The sequence below is a fragment of the Dawidia soli genome (genome assembly GCF_018598185.1).
GTDB classification, from domain to species: domain Bacteria; phylum Bacteroidota; class Bacteroidia; order Cytophagales; family Cyclobacteriaceae; genus Ohtaekwangia; species Ohtaekwangia soli.
In genome coordinates, this window is record NZ_JAHESC010000078.1 from 1 (window position 1) to 19,268 (window position 19,268).

Genomic DNA, 19,268 nt, shown 5'->3' on the forward strand with positions numbered 1-19,268 from the left:
CGCCATATTCGAAAGGCTAGCGCACCGAGTCGCCGCGCGGGATCAGCGTTCCCCGCAGCCGGGTCGTGGTGGCCGTAATGTCGTAGGGCTCCAGGCTGGTGATGCCCGGCTCGTCGATCACCCCCACGGCGTCCCAGGCGTTGTCTACGGCCCGGTAGATCGCGGAATTTTTGCCGTACAGATCGGCCGCAGCCAGCAGGGAGCCGAACCGGCTGTCGAGGTAGTCGGACGCAGGGCCCAGGTATTCGGTCAGGTTGCGGTAGGCGATGTTTACAGCGGCGTCCATGCCGATGGCGGTTACGGCGTATGCGGAGTCGTGATCGTTCACGCCGCTGCCGCCATTGCAGAGCAGGTAAAACCAGAAATTCTGTACGCCCGAGTTGTAGTGCACACCACCGTTGTCGCCGGTGCCGGTATACCACAGGTCGCCCTGGTACGTGTCGGGTTGGTTTTTGACGTTGGGGTTGCTGAAGTCGCGCAGGCCGCCGGCGATCAGGTGCTTCCCCATTTGCCAGGTGGCGGTATCGCCGAAGCGGTGGAACTCCACGGCTTTGGCCAGGATGTCGGAAAACGATTCGTTGAGGGCGCCGGGCTCGTTGTAGTATAGCAGGCCCGCTTCGTACTGGGTTACACCGTGGGTCAGCTCGTGGCTCACCACGTCCAGCTCCACCAGGGTCTTGTAGCGGCTGCCGTCGCCAAAGGCCAGCAGCCGGCCGTTCCAGAAGGCGTTGTCCAACCCCACGTCTACGTGCACGTAGGAGGTGATCTTACCACCGCGGTTGTCGAAGCTGTTGCGGCCATGCTTTTGATAGTAATACTCGAACGCCTGCTCCGCAGCCCACTGTACCGATACCGCCGCCTTCAGCCGGGTCGAGCCCGCATAATTCGTGCTCGCAGACGTCACATCCGAAGCGGTGGCGGGGAAGCCATTGAGCAGGGGCGTGACGGACTGATTGCGGTAATCGTAGGTACCCAGGAGGCCGCCGTGCTCGGTCTGTCCCACCAGCCGTGTGCCGCTCCCGGTCTGCTCGACGCGGATCGTTTGGTTGCCGTAATAATTCGTCAGCCCGGTCCCCGGGAGATAGGGCAGCGGGGGCGGGTCTTCGTGGCCACAGCTGTTGACCAGGCTCACCTGGTTGATCAACCCGCCGGTGCGGGCGTCGATGGATACGCGCCACCGCTCCACCAGCGAGATCTCGACGTCGAATTGATACGCGATGGCGAAACTCTCCGGGGCGAAGGTGAACCCTTTGGAGACGATCAGCGTTCGACCGGGCCGCACCGCGGTGTCGGCGGCGTGCAGGTACTGCCCGGCGAGCCGGCCGGCCTGCTCTTTGCTGAGCGGGGTCTGCATCTCGAGGGCGATATTCCGTACAGCCTTGCCGTTGGCGGAGACGACGTACCCCTCTTTTTCGTGCACGCGGTAGTCCATGCCCTCCAGGGCGATGCCTTTGTAATACTGCTGCAGGAGGTGATGGCGCATGCCGAGCTTGTCGGTGCTGGGTTCCGCTTCCGCAAACGTGAAGTCGGCCGGAACGCCCAGGTACCGGTGGATGTCCGCCAGGAACTGCGCGGCCGTCACCGTGCCTTTCTTAAATTCGATCGCGCGGGGTGGTTCCAGCGGGTTGCCATAATAGTGGTTGTCGCCCCCTGTACCCGGCGTGCCGGGGGCCGTGGTCACGGCGCGTGCGTGTTGTTGCGCCTGGCCGTGTCCTGCCAGGAAGATGCCGATGACTGCGGCCAGTAGGATTCGTCTGCGCATGGATTTATTTCAGGATGTGCAACCAGTTTTTACAAGACGCCATATCACCGATCCGGACGTGGATGAAATACACGCCGCCGACCACGTTGTGTCCATCCCAGTCGTTCTTGTAGTCGGATGACTCAAATACTTTTCGGCCCCAGCGGTCGTATACCGAGAGCCGCACCGGCAGGCCGATGCCGGCGGGGTCGATCATGTCGGTGCCAAAGCCGACCACGAACCGGTCGTTGTAGCCGGGCGAGCCTTCCGGGGTGAACACGTTGGGGATCCGCAGGGAATAGAACGGGAACTGCACCGTCTCTTCGGCATAGCAGATCTTTTTCCGGGCGCTCAGGGTGATGGTATACACACCGTCGTTCTCGTATACGTGGTTGACCTTCGTGTCGACCGATTGAAAGCCGTCGCCAAAGTCGAAGAGGAAGGTCGCGTCATCGTCCGGGGGCGTCAGGTTCTCCACGGCCAGGGAAGGACGTCCGTCGCAGTTGGCCAGGAGCTGGTGTTCCCAGGCCAGTGTCACGCGGTCTTCTACCAGTACGTCCACGGTATCTTTGCCCACGCACCCGTGGGGGTCGGTCGCCGTCAGGTAATAGCGCGTGCTCCGCGCGGGCCGTACCTCGGGCGAAGCGACAGGCGCGGTGAATGTGCCGTCCGCGGCGGTCCAGGTGTAGGCCGTGCCGCCCGTGGCCGTGAGCCGGAAGGTTGTGCCTTCGCAGATCGCGCCGCCGGGGCCGGCCTCGATCTGCTCGCGGTAGTAGCGCACGGTCCTGATGACCGAATCGGCTTTGTTACAGCTGTTCTCGTTGATCGCTTTCAGCTGGATGTTATAGGTGCCGGGCTGGTCGAATCCATGCACGAACGGAGTCATGCCGGTGGTGGCGAAGGGGGCCGTGCCGTCGGCGAACGTCCATACAAACTGCTTGCCGTTCTCGCTCAGGTTCTGGAGCTGGACCACATCCGGGGCGCAGATCTCGTTATAGCCGGGATGATCCAGGTTCACGTCATAGGTTTCGAAACGGGCATATACATACGGCATGATGCTGACGTTCACCGTGTCGCTTTTTGTACAGCCGTCGTCGTCCACGACCGTGACGTAATACGTCATCGCGCCGGCCGGGGTCACGCGGGGGGAAGGCGACGCGGAGCTGAACGTGCCGTCCGCGCTGGTCCAGGCATAGGTCTTGCCGCCGCTGGCCGTGAGCTGAAAACTTTGCCCCGTACACACTTTGCCATCGTCGCCCACGTGGATGTTGGGCTTGAAGTAATGAATGACCTTCGTGATCGAGTCCGACTGCGCGCACGTGCTCAGGTCGTTGATCTTGAGCTTGACATGATAATCGCCTTCTTCGTGGAACTGGTGGACGACGTTGCGGGGTTCCGTTTTTTGCCGGGTCACGACCGTGCCGTCGTCAAAGTCCCAGATGAATGTTTTACCACCCGTGCTGAGGTTCTGGAACACGATCGCCTCGGGGTAGCACACGTTGTTATACCCGGGCGTGGTCAGCGCCAGGTTGTTGGTGTCGAAGTTTGCCCGCAGCGTAGACAGGTCGAACTTGAAGGCCGCGTTGTTGCAGTTGGTGCTGCGGTTCACCCGCGACTTGGCGTTCGCCGTCGTGGGAAAGTCGGAGGTCGACCGGGAGCCGGCGCTGTTGCCGGCCGTACAGCCCGAGCAGACCGCGTGGTAGACAATGCCGTGTTTGTCGAAGCGCGAGGTGCCGCCGTCGACGTGTGTCTTGGACGACGTACCGCCCAGGTACGTGGAGTATACCAGCTCGGTGGCATCGCCGGTCAGCACGAGAAAATAGAAATCCGAGCCCAGGGTGGTCGGCTGCTGCGCATCGGGTGTAACGGTCATGCCCACGGTAGAGCTTTGCCAATAGCCCGAGCTGGAATTGACATAACCGCCCCAGCCGGCCATGTAGATGTTGTCGCACGCGTTCACCAGGAAGGCCGTCGGCGAGATGTTCGGGATGATGAGCCCGCTGGACGACGCCGACCCGAATACCGTCGAGAACTTGCGGGTGCTCAGGTCGGCCGAAAGCCGCTGCAAGAACTGACCGCTGTTGGGGTTGTTAAACACGTTGGCCGTTACCGGCATGTGGCCGGCCGTCTGGCCGTAGCAAAAGACATCGCCCTCTTCGTTGAGGTCGATGAAATATACCTGGTCGAAAGATGGAGTGCCCGTATAGGTGGCCTGCAGCAGCGCGCTGCCGTCGGCCGACAACCGGGCCATCCAGCCGTCGACGATGCCGCCGAAGACCGGTTGATAAGAGCCCGGTGTTGCCGGGAAGTCGGCGCTGCTCGTGCCGCCGCCGAGCACGATGTTCCTGGCCTTGTCGAATTTGATGGAATAGGCTGCATCCAGGCCCGCGCCGCCGATGTAGGTGGACCAGACAATCGCCGACAGGTCGGGCGCCAGCTTGGTCACCACGCCGTCGCTCAGGCCGCCGTTGTAGGTTTGGTCGAAACCGCCTGTCACCGGGAAGTCGCCGGAGGCCGTCACCGACGTGATATAGACATTACCCGTTTCGTCGGTCAGGATATCGCCGCGCATTTCGTCGCCGTAGTTCACCACCAGCGCGCCGCCGAGGGCTTTGGGGATGTTCAGCCCGTCGTTGCCCGTGCCGCCGAGGTAGGTCGACCCGATCAGCTGCTTGCCGTCGGCCGAGAACCGCGTGATGACGATGTCCCACTTGTCGTTGGTGTTGAGCACCGTGTTGTGCACCGTCGTGCCCTGGTTGAACGACTTGTCGTAGCCACTTGCGCTGGTGGGAAAGTCAGCCGAGCTGGAGAGGCCCAGCACCAGCAGGTCGCCCGACGCTTCGTCCACGACGAGGCTTTCGGGCGAGTCGTTGCCCGTGCCGCCCAGGTGGGTGGCATACAGGAACTTCGTGCCGGCCGAGTCATACTTGATGATGGCCATGTCGAACCCCCCTTTGTTGGTGGTCTGGTAGGCCCCCGTGGTGGCCGGGAAGAACCCGCCCTCCGACAGGCGCGTGATGCCGGCCGAGTACAGCGTGCCGCGCTCGCCGGGGGTAGCCGTGCTGCCCCAGTTGTCGGCCGTCGAGCCGGAGTACGTGGAGAAGATCAGCAGCGGGTCGATCACCAGCGTGCGCGATGCGTCGTAACCGTCCGGAAACCGGAACGACACCACCTCGTTGTTCAGCGTGTAGGCACTCGGCACGGTTTGGTTCTCCGCGCCGCGGGCCTGGTAACAGTACGGTTTCTCTTCGGTGAGTGATCCAACGGCCGTTTTGATCGCCAGGGCATCGTGGTCCTGTTCCACGCCAAAGGTACCGTCGTACCGCAGCCGGATCTGCGACGGATCGGCGCCCGGCCGGACGATAAAATCGTATTTGAGGTTTGTACCCAGCGACGACACGCGAAGATCGATGCCCGGGTAGACATCCGGGTACAGCACGGTAGCATAGGCCATGGCGTTGCGCACCCACCGTTGCGGATCGGCGCCCAGGAAGTAGTTGTCGTAGCCGTCGAGCGGGGTTTCGGCCACCGGCTTCGCGTGCGGATCGGCGCCCACGAGGTTGATCTGAAAATAATGGCCGTCGACGGGCGCGTCGGGGCCATGCCCGCTGGATTCTTCGACCTTTCCATGGCTTTGCAGGTGGCGGTGCTCCAACTCTTCCATGTCGAGGAGGAGAATGGAAAAACCTGTCGCCGAGACACCGAGGCGTCCGCCCGGTACCCGGGCCTGAAAATCGTGTTTTTTATCCCACTGGCCTTTGTTTTCGATAAACCGAAGATCTTGGTTGCCTTGGGAGAAAGCATTGATAGAAATCAATGACAAGAGTGCCGCGATCCGCATAACGGAGCAGCGGGTTGCATAACGTTGCATAGGGTAGAATAAAGCCGGGCGTAAAGATACTACATTTTGGGGAATGCCCCGGCCCGAAGTTTTCACGCGGAAAGGTGCTGTACCGCCGTTTTGTACAACGGCACAGCGTCAGAAAACCAATGCAGTCAGCGAATAACGGAGTAGCCACCAGCATCTGGCGCGAGGTACGGTCATAAAAACCAAGCGCTGTCTTGTACGCTCTGACTTTTTTTGCGGCCAGCAAAAAAGCAAAGGGGTAGTAGGGGCGTAGCCCCTACACACACTAGAACCTGGCGCGAGTCTCAGCCCCGTCCCGGGGCGGAGACTTGTGCCCAGCATGTTCGTGCACTCAATGGAGGAGGTCTCCCGACCTCCGGCCGCCTCGCTAATTGTTTTCGAGCCCCACAGACAGCAGCCATCACTGCTATTTACACTAATACACCAACTATAGCGGAACGTGTGCTTGGACTGTAACCAGTCCCCAAAACCAGCGTCGCCCCAAACACGTGCAACGACAATCAACGAATAACCGAGTACCCACCGTCCACAACGATCTCACTGCCGTGCAGATACGACGCATCATCACTCGCTAAAAACAAAACGGCGTTGGCAATCTCCGCAGGCATTGCAAAACGCCTGAAGGGCAATAGCGGCGTGATATACTCTTTCACACCCGCGATCTGTTCCACGGTCATGCCCGTTTTGGTAAACCCGTCGGTTTCGGTATAGCCGGGGCTGACGGCGTTCACGCGGATGCGGCGGGCGGTCAGCTCGGCGGCCAGGGTCTTTGAGAACGACTGGACGGCGGCTTTGGCGGCGGAGTAGATGCTGGCGTTCTGGCTGCCGTATGCTGTTACGACGGAGGTGTTTAGAATGACTGAGCCGCCTTCGCGGACCAGCGGTAACAGTTGCTGCACGGTAAAGAAAGTACCCTTTACCAATACGGTAAAGAGCTCGTCGAACAGTGCCTCACTGACGATGTCCACCGGCGCGAACTTGCCGTAGCCGGCGTTGGCGAAGACGATGTCGAGGGTAGGGGTGATGGCTTTTATACGTTCGGCGAGCTGATGGATGTCGGACATCGCGCTGTTGTCGCAAACAATGCCGTGAGCGTTCGGGCCCAGCAATGCCACGGCCTGATTAAGCGTCTCTTCGTAGCGGCCGGTAATGATCACGCGTGCGCCTTCGTGGATAAATTCTTGTGCAGTAGCCAGCCCGATGCCGCTGGTACCGCCCGAAATAAAGGCTGTTTTGTTGGTTAACTTTCCCATGTGGATGAAATATTTTTTGTAAAACTCGGGCGGATGGGAAAGGCTTACCACCCGATTCTTGCGGATCGTCCGCAATAAATTTTTTCATCGGCGCTTGTGGAGCCTGGCCGGCGGGCATGACAAACAAGTTGCAGGGATAGTCGCACCATTACTGCGCAATGAGTTTTTTTAACTTGTCGGGATGATTGGTAATGATCCCGTCCACCTGCATGTCGAGCAAGCTCTGCATGGTGCCGGGATAATCCACGGTCCAGACGAGGATCTTTTTCCCGGTCTTTTTATATTCTGCCAGCATGTGGTCGGACAAGAGCAATCCTCCGTAGTAGTTGATGCCGAGATAATCCACGTTGGGAACATCCCGGTATAGCACATCCCAGAATCCCGGCGTCAGCAAGCCGGTTTGTATTCCGGGGGCATCCTGCTCGATCGTCGCGATAAACTCTTTGTCGAAGGAGAGAACCACGACATGGTCCATCATGCCCTTCGCGCGCAATAACGTCAGCAGCCTGCGGCCGATGCCGGCATATTCCGACGGGTCTTTTACTTCGATCAGCAATTTCGTTTGGGAGCCTTTCATACGGTCCAGCACGTCGGCAAGGTCGGGTACGTGTAGTATGCCCATGCTGGTATCGCGGATGGTCATGGCTTCGATCTCCGGCCAGGTGTGACTGGCAATCGATCCTTTGCCGGTAGTCGTTCGGTCGACCGTTGCATCGTGCATGACGACGAGGTGGTGGTCAAGCGTCTGGCGTATATCGATTTCAATTATGTTCACGCCGAGCTCGAGCGCCGTTTCGATGGCCGCCAGCGTATTTTCAGGCGCCAGGGCGGCGCCGGCGCGGTGCGCGATGACTTGCGTCGGCAGCGGGGAGGCTATGCCGATCCTGAGCTGGAAGGTTCCCGTGTTGTTATGCCATTCCCGGTCGTTTACTACCAGGCTCAGCGTGTCGCCGTCGGTGACAGACAGCCGCAGTGTCCGGTCGTCGTTAAAGAGCGAATAGATCGTTTCGGCGGGAAAACTATACCACTTCGTGTAGCCATGCTGTTTTTTGACTAGCAAGGCGCAATGGCAGAAGGGGCTCGTGCGGGGCGTGTCCAGGTCGTATACGTTGTCGATGGAAAATCCCAGGAAGGCGGCCTCTGTGCCGGCGGCGGAAACATAGCCCGTAAACTCGCCGGCCTTTACCTGTCCGCGGGCAGTGATCTGTAATGTGCTTTTGCCCTCCGGCAGGTCGGTCACAACAAACGTACTGTCATTCAGTGGATCTAAATACGTCGTGGTTGATCCCTCCATGCGATAGCCATAGGGTGATCGCCAGAAACTGTCCTGCAGATAACGTTCGCAAAGCGGCAAGCCGATCAGCAACAAATGAAATATCACCATGATGACCACCGGCCACAGGTTGATGCCCCGACGGCGAGGCAATGCCTCAGCCCCGGACGCCGACTCGAAGTAGGTCGCCAGGGTAGGGTGTATAAAGCTGTGGGCCGCGCCGATGCGGCTGGTGAGACGCAACCGCGAGGTGTGTTCCAGGAAGTATATAAAGTCCCAGGGACCGCGGCCCCGTGCTGCGATCACAATTTTTAAGGCGTAGTATTGGATCAGGTCGAAACCGCCGAACCAGAGCATGGCCAGCAGGGCTGCGCCAAATCCCGCCCGCACACCTTTGCTGATACTGGTCAGCTCGCCTTTGGTGATGTATGCGAAAAATATAGAGAACAGCGGGATTACAATGAGCCCTGCGAATACGCCGGCCTGCCAGCCATTGTTCAGCGTGCTGCGGAGGATGTGTCGCGGACCGGCCATGCCCGTGACCGGCGATGAAGCGGATGTGCTCGTGGCCGGCGCGGTGTCCGGGGTGTGGGAGGGGGGTGGCGCAGGAGTCAGCCATCCCAGAATGCCAAACAGCGGGAAACCAAATACAATGCCCGCGGGTATGGCCAGCAGAGTGATATCCATGCCGTGGTGCTCGCTGCGCGCCCAGTCTCCCAGGCTTGAATTCGGAGAAAACGTCAGCACGAGGTAGCACGCCAGGAGCAATGTCAGCGTCAGCATGATACTGCCCACGGCGCCGTACTTGAGCAGCTGGTATATATTTTTTGGTGCGAGGGCCATAAGCCGGATCTCATTTTTCCCCGTTTGCCGCAGGTCGCGCAGGGCGAAGATGCTGCCAACGAAGAAAGCCATAAAAATACCGATGTTCGCTTCCGTCAGGGCAAAGCGCCCGGCCAGGATCATGTCGGTGTCCAGGCGGGGGGTAACAAAACCCAGGTATAGCCACAGGGTAGCGGCCACGGGTATGAAGGAGAGTATAGGGCACAGGATATAATAAAGCCAGCCGCGCACCGGCAACCCGGCGTTTGCCGGCGGAAATTTCCCTTTTAACAGGTTGGGCAGCAGTAAACTGTAGCCTGCCATCACGCCGGACCCGAGGTACCCCGCCGGACCCGACAGAAAAAATCCCAGTGACAGCGACAGGGCCAGGGTACACGCCGTACGCGATAGTATAAAATAGAACAGCCTGTCATTTTTTGTCGGCAGGAAGTCGGGTTGAAGATTCTCCAGCGAAAAATTTGTCTTTAACAGCGGGCACAGCCGTCTAAGCCAGCGCTTCGTATTTTCCTCGGAGTAGGGGGCGCGTAAAAGTTGAATGATGTTTTCGGGCGTCCGGGTGCGGATGGCGTGCCAGACCGCATCTTTTAACGCTGTTGTGGTTCTTGGGGCGGTAGGTTTCTGCGGGTAGGCTTCCTGTAGCATTACCTCTTCATACTTTTTCCAGAGTTTGGCAAATATCGGGGCGCGTCCGCTGGCGTGTTGAAGGTCCTTCACATCGTCGGGCTCCAGGGTTTTGATAACTTGTGCCAGAATGCTCAGTCCCATGGGGAAGGAAGCAAACTGTTGCAGGCTTTCGCTTTCCCGGGTCAGGGCCAATACGCTGGGCAGTATATCTTCGTTTACGGCGTGCTGGATCTGGCCGGGAGAAAGCGGCATGAGCTCCAACGTACAGAAATATTGATCGAAAGGTGCCTGGGCGTCGTCCAGGGTGGGGCGCAGCTCCCAGAACTCGTCCCGGCGGCACGTCACAAAGATCCTGTTTCCGTCCAGTTTCCCGTATTCGTAGATCCCGCGCAGCACCGACGGCCGGAATTCGCCCGGTACCTGGTCGAGGCCGTCGAGTACGGGCGTGATATGGTCCTGCGTTCTGGCCAGCAGGTTGGCTATATGCGTCGTTTGGCCGTACATGGTCTGAAGCTCCCGTGCCATCCAGGTCCGCAAGGAGAGATCCTGATCCCACGATGCGAGCGACAGGTATACCATCGGCTTGTCGTTCATTTCATCGTGAAACCGTCCGTCGTTTTCCAGGATATACAACATGTAGTCTTTGAGTACCGATGTTTTGCCGGCCCCGGCACGCCCCAGGATGATGCACCCTTGCTTTTTGTCACACGTCTGTGCCAGCACGGCCGGGAACGTTCCGCTGTAGTTGCCCGGCATGTTGGCGGCATGTTGTACGGCGGGATACAACCAATTCATGTTGTCGATCCAGTGCAGCGCGCCTTTCCGGATGAAATCCTGATTGGCTCGGCAAAGGTCGATGGATTGTTGACGCAGGGAGCCGCTGGCCGGGACCGGCATGCCGTTTCGGCTGGTAGGCGTGTCTTCTTCGCGGTGGTATGGCTCTCCGCGCAGGAGTGCCACAAACCAATGCACGATATTTTTAACCCACCCCGCGAGCTTGTCTTTTGCCGCAGCCACCACGAGCATCACGCCGGCCACGACCAACCCTTTAAATCCTAACCAAAGGAAACAGATCGCAATGAACACCAGCCGGATAGCCGACCAGAAAAACTTTTTAAATGACATAGGCGGTAAGATTAGACAAAGCAAAAGCCCATCTACTTGCATGTTTCGACATGCAGAATAGATGGGCTTCTGTTACAAAACGAATGTAGCAGGATGTGGATTACTTTGCAAGCAATGTTGTATAATGAATCTATACACTTGTGGCCACGCTGGTTCAGTTCTGTATCGCAGAGCGAAAAAACAAAATAGGCCATCTCAGATTTTTGAGACGGCCTATTTTATTCTTTGTCGAGTGCTGTAGCTGGCTACTTAATACCCGTCGTTTTGCAGCCCCAGGTTGGAGTTCTTGCTGAATTCGCTTTCAGGAATAGGATACAATGCGTCATTGGTAGAGATCCCCGGTTTCAAACCACTCAATGCATCAACTACATGGCCTGTCCGTTTCAAATCAAACCAACGATGTCCCCATTCTGTAAATAACTCGGCTCTTCTCTCACGCGCGATGGCCTCCAAGATACCATTTGCATCAACGGCGTCACTATCCTGCAGGCCCGCTCTCTTTCGAATGCGATTGAGATCCTCGCTCGCGCTATTTTCTCCCACTAATTCATCTTGCTTGGCCCGCGCCTCCGCGCGAATCAAGTACAGTTCCGCCAATCGCAGTACCATAGAATATTCTGTCAACGGCGCGCTCGAATCCCACTGCTTATACTTTGCCGGAAAGTAGAGAGTGTCAGGATCAAGTACCAAATTGGTAACCCAATATGTGAGCCTGAGGTCGTTGGGACTGAACATATCCACGCTGGATTCCCTCAATATGTTATAATTCAGTGCATTGTTGGGCCAGAAGATCTCACCTTCTTCCGTTGCACCCGTTCCATCGACAGTAGAAGGCATCAACTGCCAGATTGCTTCTCTACTATTCTTTAAAAATACCGCGTCCAGGTCATCGACCAGCTCATAAAAATCTGTTTTATCAATAACCTCCGTGGCCATAGCTTCTGCATTCGCCCAATCATTTCTGAAAAGGTAGACTCTTGCCAGGAGCGCGGTGGCAGCCGATCTATTGGGACGAATACGTTCCGCCGACCTGGCGACGTAATCATCAGATAATAACTCGCGCGCTGCTATGAGGTCGCTCATAATTTGATCATACACCCTATCCGAGTCAGTTCTGGATGCCCTGGCATTTGATGAATAATCGGATGTCAATACCAGGGGCACGTCGCCAAATAGGTTGACGAGATAGAAATTACAAAACGCCCGGATAAACAACACTTCTCCCAATAGTTGGGATTTTACGTCATTATCGATTTTAACAGAAGCCTCTAATCGTTCCTTGTATAGATTTGAGCTGTAAATGACTTTATACATAGATGACCACAATGAGAGAATGTGGAGATTGTCGGGTCGGATCGTATTGGACTCCAATTCCAGGCTATACTTATCATATCGTGCGTAGTTTGTCAATTCGTCGCCAGACAATCCAGCCAGCGATGACATGCTGGTAGCGTCTCCACTTGCAAAAGTGCGGCCGTCAAGAAGGTAACTGTATATACCTAAAATTGCGGATGTTGCAGTGACATTGGACTCAAAGACATCGTCAATGCCAATTTTAGAGGGAGGAGGATCTAATGTTAAAAAATCTGTACATGATTCCAAGGTCATTAAAACTGAAATTATAAATGTGATATACATCAACTTGCAAGATGATGTATTGGTATGTTTGAAATATATATTCATATTGAGTTCAATTAAAATTTGACGCTCGCGCCTCCTGTAATCATCATTAACTGAGGTTGACTATTTCCTGTCTCCGGATCCAATCCGATGAAATTGGTTATTGTCAATAAGTTCTGTCCTTGAAGGAATACTCTGCAGTTTGAAATCTTTAGAGGTTCAATTAGTGAGCTTGGGAGATTGTAGCTAATAGAAATATTTTTGAGTTTAATGAATGAGCCATCAATTATGTTGTAGTTGCTACTTAAAGCCAATCTGTAATAATAAACTGCCATGAAATCTCCACTGTACTTCGAGACATCGGTTTGATCACCTTCTTTCTTCCATCTATTTAATACTTCAATTGGTTGATTACTAAGAGTCGCTCCTGGATGATCCCACGACCAGCCTACTGTATTTTTTCTAGAAAATTGAACTAAAAAAGATACGTCAAAAGAACCTATTTGCAAGGAATTTGTTACACCACCATAATATCTTGTCGCGAGCGACTCACTAAGAATCTGGTCTTCATTGTTAAATAGCCCGTCTTCGTTTCGGTCTTCTACCCGATGATGACCCGTTTGCGGATCGACTCCTTTCCATATATACAAATACTGAATCGATAAGGGGCTTCCAACTTTGTAGATATCCTTGTAAGGAGAACTCTCAATTCCTGGAAACGAAACCAATTCGTTTCGTGAAACCGTAAGATTTATTGACGTAGTCCATCTAAATTTGTCGAAATTAAGGTTTCTACTCTGAATATTAAATTCCCATCCTCGATTCTCCACCGTGGCATCGAAATTAGAAAGAATGGACGCAAAGCCCGTGGTTGCAGGTAATTGGTAGTCAATCAATTGATTGGAAGATCTATTTTTAAACCAGGCTCCCTGAATGGAAATCCTGTCATCAAAAAGGCCCAGTTCCAGTGATGCTTCAAATTTTCTGGTGGATTCCCAATTAAAGTTACGGTTAAATAGTCCCACCGGTGAAAGTGTGACATTTCTCTGATACGTCGAAGACGAAATACCGAGCAAATTATAGTATTGGTAGTCTCCGATCTGGTCATTACCTGTGACACCGTAGCTGCTTCTTATTTTACCGAAGCTAACCACCGGGGCATTCTCCATAATTAGTTTTTCCTTTGAAAAAACCCACGCTCCGCCCACGGCACCGAAGTTACCAAATTGGTTACCCGGGCCAAATCTCGATGACCCATCGCGTCGCCCCGTAAAGTTGATGAAATACTTACCGTCATAATTATACCCCACTCTACCGAAAATGGCTGCATACCTGTATTCTGAATGATCATCTGCTGAATAGTAATGTCCAGTAGCCCCCCGGAGGGAATTTAGTAAAAGATCTGAATTGTACCCGGAGGCGGTAATATCTTGTCGACGTGAAAGACTTCCCTGAAATGTGGATCCGATTAGGGCTTCAAGAAACCCTTTGCCCATTTTCTTTGACCATGACAGCTGGGGTTCAATAAGCCAGGAATTTCTCCTGGACGTGCCGAATAGGGCCGTTCCACGCGATTGAGAAGTGATATAAACGGGTGCAAGAGCAGCTATTGGATTTATGATCGACTCGGTGCCGTCATTGCTTGTATATCCAAGGGCTGCCCGTGCGTGTAAGCCGTTCAGGATCTCGTAACCGATCTGTGTGTTTGCGATCAAGGTTCTGTTTTGATTTTTGTTGATCTTAAGCATCTCCGCCATCGGATTGTTAAAAGCAGACAGCTTATAGGGTCCGTAGTCAAGGATGTCCCAATTCAAACTACCGTCTGGCAAGTAAAGGTCGGGCGCATTGGGCGGTAAGGTCAATGCTTGTTGGATAAATGTATTCGGGTCAACAAAGCGGTTGTCGCTAACGCCATAATTGGCGGAAAAACCTACCGATAATCTATTATCTTCGGATCTATGATTAAAGCTGGCGAATGCGGTGGCATTCCGAAACCCCAATTTATCGGACATGATCATGGTTTCTTTATGGTAATTCCCTCCGAGTCTAAATGTCGTGGTTGCATTTCCGCCGTCCAGGCTTACCTGAAAATCAGTTATATCGGAGGAACCTCCTAGTAATTCCTTCTGCCAATCGGTATACTTCGTAGTATCCCATCGTGTCAAATCATAGTCATACAGCGGCGAGGGATCGAGTCCCGCATCTTTAAATGCTTCTCTGCGCATTTGGATATATTCTTTTGTGTCAAGTAGATCCATCGTGTGAGAGATCTTCCCGATTCCTCTGTATGCTTGAGCACTTACATGTGATCCGGATTGTTTGGCTTTTTTTGTAGTTACCAGCACTACACCATTTGCGCCACGAGATCCATAGATCGCAGTGGCATCAGCGTCCTTTAGTATTTCAATACTTTCGATATTTTCCGGATTGATATTCGTCAAGGGGTCAATTCCCTCTCCGTATGAGAGTGATTGAGATGATATTGGAGCAGAATCTACAATAACCCCGTCAACCACATAAAGGGGATATCCTCCATTCCGTCGCAAACTATTTTCACCACGAATGCGGATCTTCGGAGCACCACCGGGCGCGCCGTTAACAGGAGTTATCTCCAGTCCGGCTACCCGTCCTTGCAAAGACATTAAAGGACTGGTAACAGGAATATCATTTATTTCTTTGCCGGAAATTCTGACGATATTACCAGTGGTGGTTTTATCTGTTGTTTGATAATAACCCGCGTTGATTACAACTTCCTGAAGAGACTGTTGGTCTTCCTCCATCACCTGGTCAATCACAATTCTATCACCAACTTGGATCTCTATCCGTTTATATCCGATAAAAGAAAATATTAGCCAATCATTGCTTTTGGCATCGATAACATAGTTGCCACCAGCATCCGTAACCGTGCCTCTGTTGGTATTTTTCACCATCACATATACACCCGCCACGGGATTTCCTGCTTTGTCAATAACTTTTCCACTGACATTCATTCCATCGTGCTGCTTCTTATTGTACTCTCTTTCTTCGGGGACGTAGATAATTATATTGCCCTTTGACTCCCGATAGTTGAGATTCGAATTTTGTGTTATTAAATCTAAAACCTCCTTCACGCTCCTGTTTTTTGTATCAATACTGACGTCGCTGTATCGATCCACTAGCTCCGGTGGGTAGGTAAAAAGAAAATGGGTTTGTTGTTCAATTTGCAAAAAAATCAATTTCAGTGGCGCGCGGCGAGCGCTGATCGCTACGTAGGTATTTTCGATCGTTTGGCTATAGCCGGCATCCGCCTGCAGGACGTGGATGCCTGCCGTCATCATAAGCCCGAGGCAAAGTGTCGAAACGCGCATAAAGAATTTCAATCGGGAGCTTCGGTAAAACGCGCATACATGGCTTTTACCGGCCTCCCTGGTTCGAGTAGAGGTTCTCATAGATTAGTCGTTGGATAGATTTAGTAGGTAGGTTTGGTTATGATTCACCGGCGCAAACTGCAACTGCGCCAGGACATGTTCAGGTCGGAGGTACTATCCGTAAATTTCTTTGATCTTGGCGCATATTGTTTACAATTTTAAATAACTTCATTATTTCTGCCGGTGTCTCCGGGACCGACACGCGGGCTTTTGGATGTCGACCAGGTGTGGCTATAGGCAAAAAAATCCATGCATCGAAGTATCGTGCCGTTGGAATTCGTTTTGCTAAATCGTTTGTTAGAGGTTCGTTCATCAGCTTACTATTTTTTAAGGGGGTGTATAATAGTGAAGCTCGTCGTGCATAGGGAGAAATACAGCGCTACTGGCAAAGCCGATTAGCTTGGTACATGGCTATTTTATTGGGGATTTTTGTTCTTTTTCAGAAGTTTATACTTCCCCTCTATATGTAAAGAGGCTGTAACCAACCGATGGTATAATAGATGGGTGTAAAAAAAAACGCTATTTACTCTGCGCTAGCTGGTTACGTATCGTCACGGGGACCCAGGAATTCCAGCTTCGTAATACATTGGCAATTTACGCCTGAATCTTAACGCGCTCTGTCTTGGGGATGCTCATAAATTTTGTTATGCCCGTCACTTTTTTGGTCCAGTTCTTCGTATAATCGCTGCTCATAACCCCTGGTACAAATGTATGTCCGAGCTCGAAATCGTTTCCTCCAAGTCGTAGTATGTTGTCTCCTATTTTGTAACATCCTCCCATCAACGGGGCAACCAGTGGCCACGCTGCACCAATACGCTGCATTGACATCGGGTTCCATTATACAAGACAAAAATTTTTACCTGCTCACCCTTTTTCAAGAGCAGTCTGCAGTTCGCACCCTGCTGACCAACGATCACTCCCTGCAAGCCTTGAAAGCCGTTCAACGAAGTGCGCAGGAGAAAGCTATTAAGCTTTGTGAAAAAGACCGCGCATGTGTTGTAAATGCCTTTATTTTTTCTGCTGAGGAGATCAGGAATGTCAGCGACCGGTTCCGAACGATGACTCACGAGAAACCTGTCGCCGCGCTTATCGAGGATCATTTACGCGCATCGGGATCTTTTCTTCCATTGGCGGCTAAGAACCCCGCCGACCTCCTGGCGGCCGCCTGGGAGCAGTGCGCACAAGGCATTAACAATATCCTGGAGGTGTACGGAAATGGAAAAAGGGGCATGTACCCGCGGATCGATTCGGTGACGTATTCGGTCAACAGCGCCTACTACCAGGACGCCGTCTACTTATGGGCCAAAGAGATCGACCGGTCGCAAGACAAAAACAGCTTGTTCTTCGAAGCCTCGCTGGAGTTTGCCCTGGCCCTGCTAGACATCAATAACCGGGATGAGGCTGCCCGCTACGAGCCATTAAAAGACGGTGAAAATCGGGCCTCCATAGCCCGCGTCGAAAACACCTCCTGGCAAGACTACCCATACGCATCAATCGTCATCCTGGGGGCAGTGTCTGAGCTCTACAACAGCAAGCTGCCTCCGCTCGGTAAGCTCAATGTTCGCCTGGGCGCTGACAATTTCCGGAAAGGTCTGGCACCCTTTATCATTGTCTCCGGAGGCCACGTACACCCGTTCCGCACCCCGGTCTGCGAGGCGATCGAAATGAAGCGCGAACTGATGGAGAAATACGGAATTCCCGAGGATAGGATAATCGTAGAGCCCCATGCGCGTCACACAACCACCAACATCCGCAACGCCACGCGGCTGATGATCCAATACGGCATCCCGATAGATAAAAAAAGCCTGATCGCGACTAACGACGTCCACAGCGCCTACACGGAATCCAAGGTCTTTGCAGACCGGTGCCTGCGAGAGCTGGGATATCTTCCGGGCATTATTCAAAGCCGCATCTCGCCCTCTACTATCGAATTTCTGCCGCAGCTCAATTCGCTGGGACGTGATCCTCGAGACCCACTGGATCCCTAGGTCATCGTACCCTCACCCGATTGCGCGGCCGATTTCTCGCCCTCCTCCCAGGGAATCAGATCGCTTATGATCAATGAAAATGCCGCCAGGATAAACATGTTGAACACCACGTATCGAAATGCCACCGGGGCCGCAATGACGCTAAACGCCATACTCGCCAGAAAAAATACGGTGGTCAGCGCCAACGCGCGCGATGTCTCCCGCTGGCCTTCTCGCTTGTATGTTGCCGTCCAGACGTACCAGATCATCCCGGCTATAAAGGTCAGGTTCGCCAGCATAAAAAGGAGCGGAAAAAACGCTAGGATTCGCCCCTGCGCCTTAAACGACACCACCCGGGCAGCATCGCTTTTATATTGAAACCACCGCTGCACCCGTGGCGGGAAGGTCTTTCGTGCTAAATTGTAGGCCGCCATCTTCTCCAACGGCGGCAGGAAATAGTTCCATGTATTTGGCAGCAAATAGTATCGGGCATAGGCTACAGGGTGCTCCTGGATAAGGTGGGTGCCGTAGGTGGACATCACCGGCGCTACTCGGCCCCAAGCTTTCACATCCTCCTCGTCTTCCTGTTTTTGCTTCAGATATTGCGTCAGGTATTGTTTCAGCGGCCCTTGGGGATAACGCATATAAAAACCGCCGTACAGCGGCGTGACGTTTTTGTACTCCTCCGGCATGGCGCGGAAATATGCGGCCGTGATCTGATGCAACCTCGTACATTCTGCCGGAATCTTTCTACTGTCAACAGAAATGTACGGGTACATATACAGCGCGTTATTGCCCCAGTGCCAACCAGAAAGAACCGAAAACTGGTATGTTCCGGTCATTTTATACGCCTCCCGCCGGGTATAACCGACAAACAATACGATCAACGTGGCGGGTAACAATAAGCCGATCATTTTGTGTCTCAAGGGCAATGCCGAAAAAACAAAGGCAATCAGTGAAATAAATGGATAATACAGGGCATTGTACCGTAGCGTAAAGAGGACAAACAACAGAATGGCATGCGACCAGATATACCACTTTCTCGGCCGATGAAGAATCCACAATAATTGTGTAAACCAGAGCAAGCTGAGCGCCGTAAACAGCGGGTCGGCGGAAATATAGTTACACAGGTAAAACACTGCGGGATTGAAGAAGAAGAAGAAAAACAAAATACGAATGGTTGTTTTTGACGGATTATAGAAGTGAAGAATTGTAAAAAAGAACATCCCTAAACAAACTATCATGACAATATACTGAATGGCCACGACCACAAAATCGGATGCCGTGACAGCATGTACTGCTGCCAGAAATTTGGAGTACCCCACGGGCCAGATGTTAAAGTTCTCTTTCCGGCCCGCCGTTTTGATAAAACTATAGGAATCCGAAAAGTAGTCGGCGAAGGGGTATAAAATTTTAAAGATCACAAACTGCACGACACAGGCGATCAAGGCCGTTCGCAGGTATTTTTGGGGTAGCGTCTAACTAACTGTGTAAAGGTACGATTGACCTCTGGTGGTCGTGGGTAGGAAGCCTACAGAACCAGGTCA

The 19,268-nt window shown here is 53.5% G+C and carries 8 protein-coding genes; 1 reads left to right on the top strand and 7 read right to left on the bottom strand.

What is annotated here, in order from left to right; genetic code table 11:
• Positions 1-16 precede the first annotated feature (16 nt).
• The 6 genes from KK078_RS29115 to KK078_RS29140 form a co-directional block, all read right to left on the bottom strand.
• Positions 17-1,762 carry a M4 family metallopeptidase gene (locus KK078_RS29115; protein WP_254094325.1) on the bottom strand — a complete coding sequence of 582 codons (1,746 nt, stop codon included), beginning with the start codon at positions 1,760-1,762 and terminating at the stop codon, positions 17-19.
• 4 nt (positions 1,763-1,766) lie between these two features.
• The gene (locus KK078_RS29120) at positions 1,767-5,612 is read right to left on the bottom strand and encodes a DUF7948 domain-containing protein (protein ID WP_254094327.1); all 3,846 of its coding nucleotides are present in this window, start codon (positions 5,610-5,612) and stop codon (positions 1,767-1,769) included.
• Between the two features lie 497 nt (positions 5,613-6,109).
• Positions 6,110-6,862, bottom strand: a complete 753-nt coding sequence (locus KK078_RS29125) for an SDR family oxidoreductase (RefSeq protein WP_254094329.1) — start codon at positions 6,860-6,862, stop codon at positions 6,110-6,112.
• 148 nt (positions 6,863-7,010) lie between these two features.
• Positions 7,011-10,727 (bottom strand): glycerophosphodiester phosphodiesterase family protein, encoded by a 3,717-nt coding sequence (locus KK078_RS29130; RefSeq protein ID WP_254094331.1) that lies wholly within the window; start codon positions 10,725-10,727, stop codon positions 7,011-7,013.
• A gap of 249 nt (positions 10,728-10,976) precedes the next feature.
• Positions 10,977-12,410 (bottom strand): RagB/SusD family nutrient uptake outer membrane protein, encoded by a 1,434-nt coding sequence (locus KK078_RS29135; protein ID WP_254094333.1) that lies wholly within the window; start codon positions 12,408-12,410, stop codon positions 10,977-10,979.
• Positions 12,411-12,421: 11 nt separating this feature from the next.
• Entirely contained in the window at positions 12,422-15,664 is a 3,243-nt protein-coding gene (locus KK078_RS29140) for a SusC/RagA family TonB-linked outer membrane protein (RefSeq protein WP_254094335.1), read from the bottom strand.
• Between the two features lie 884 nt (positions 15,665-16,548).
• Here KK078_RS29140 and KK078_RS29145 point away from each other — a divergent pair.
• Positions 16,549-17,742 (top strand): YdcF family protein, encoded by a 1,194-nt coding sequence (locus KK078_RS29145; RefSeq protein ID WP_254094337.1) that lies wholly within the window; start codon positions 16,549-16,551, stop codon positions 17,740-17,742.
• On the opposite strand, the gene KK078_RS29150 is transcribed toward KK078_RS29145, so the two are convergent.
• Positions 17,739-19,169, bottom strand: coding sequence for a hypothetical protein (locus KK078_RS29150; RefSeq protein ID WP_254094339.1), 1,431 nt, complete (start codon positions 19,167-19,169; stop codon positions 17,739-17,741). The two genes, KK078_RS29145 and KK078_RS29150, sit on opposite strands and share 4 nt — an antisense overlap.
• Between the last annotated feature and the right edge of the window lie 99 nt (positions 19,170-19,268).

Bases quoted from the DNA above. Each gene is read 5' to 3' on its own strand.
- KK078_RS29130 (WP_254094331.1), bottom strand. From the start codon at position 10,727: ATGTCATTTAAAAAGTTTTTCTGGTCGGCTATCCGGCTGGTGTTCATT.
- KK078_RS29135 (WP_254094333.1), bottom strand. From the start codon at position 12,410: ATGAATATATATTTCAAACATACCAATACATCATCTTGCAAGTTGATG.
- KK078_RS29125 (WP_254094329.1), bottom strand. From the start codon at position 6,862: ATGGGAAAGTTAACCAACAAAACAGCCTTTATTTCGGGCGGTACCAGC.
- KK078_RS29120 (WP_254094327.1), bottom strand. From the start codon at position 5,612: ATGCAACGTTATGCAACCCGCTGCTCCGTTATGCGGATCGCGGCACTC.
- KK078_RS29115 (WP_254094325.1), bottom strand. From the start codon at position 1,762: ATGCGCAGACGAATCCTACTGGCCGCAGTCATCGGCATCTTCCTGGCA.
- KK078_RS29140 (WP_254094335.1), bottom strand. From the start codon at position 15,664: ATGATGACGGCAGGCATCCACGTCCTGCAGGCGGATGCCGGCTATAGC.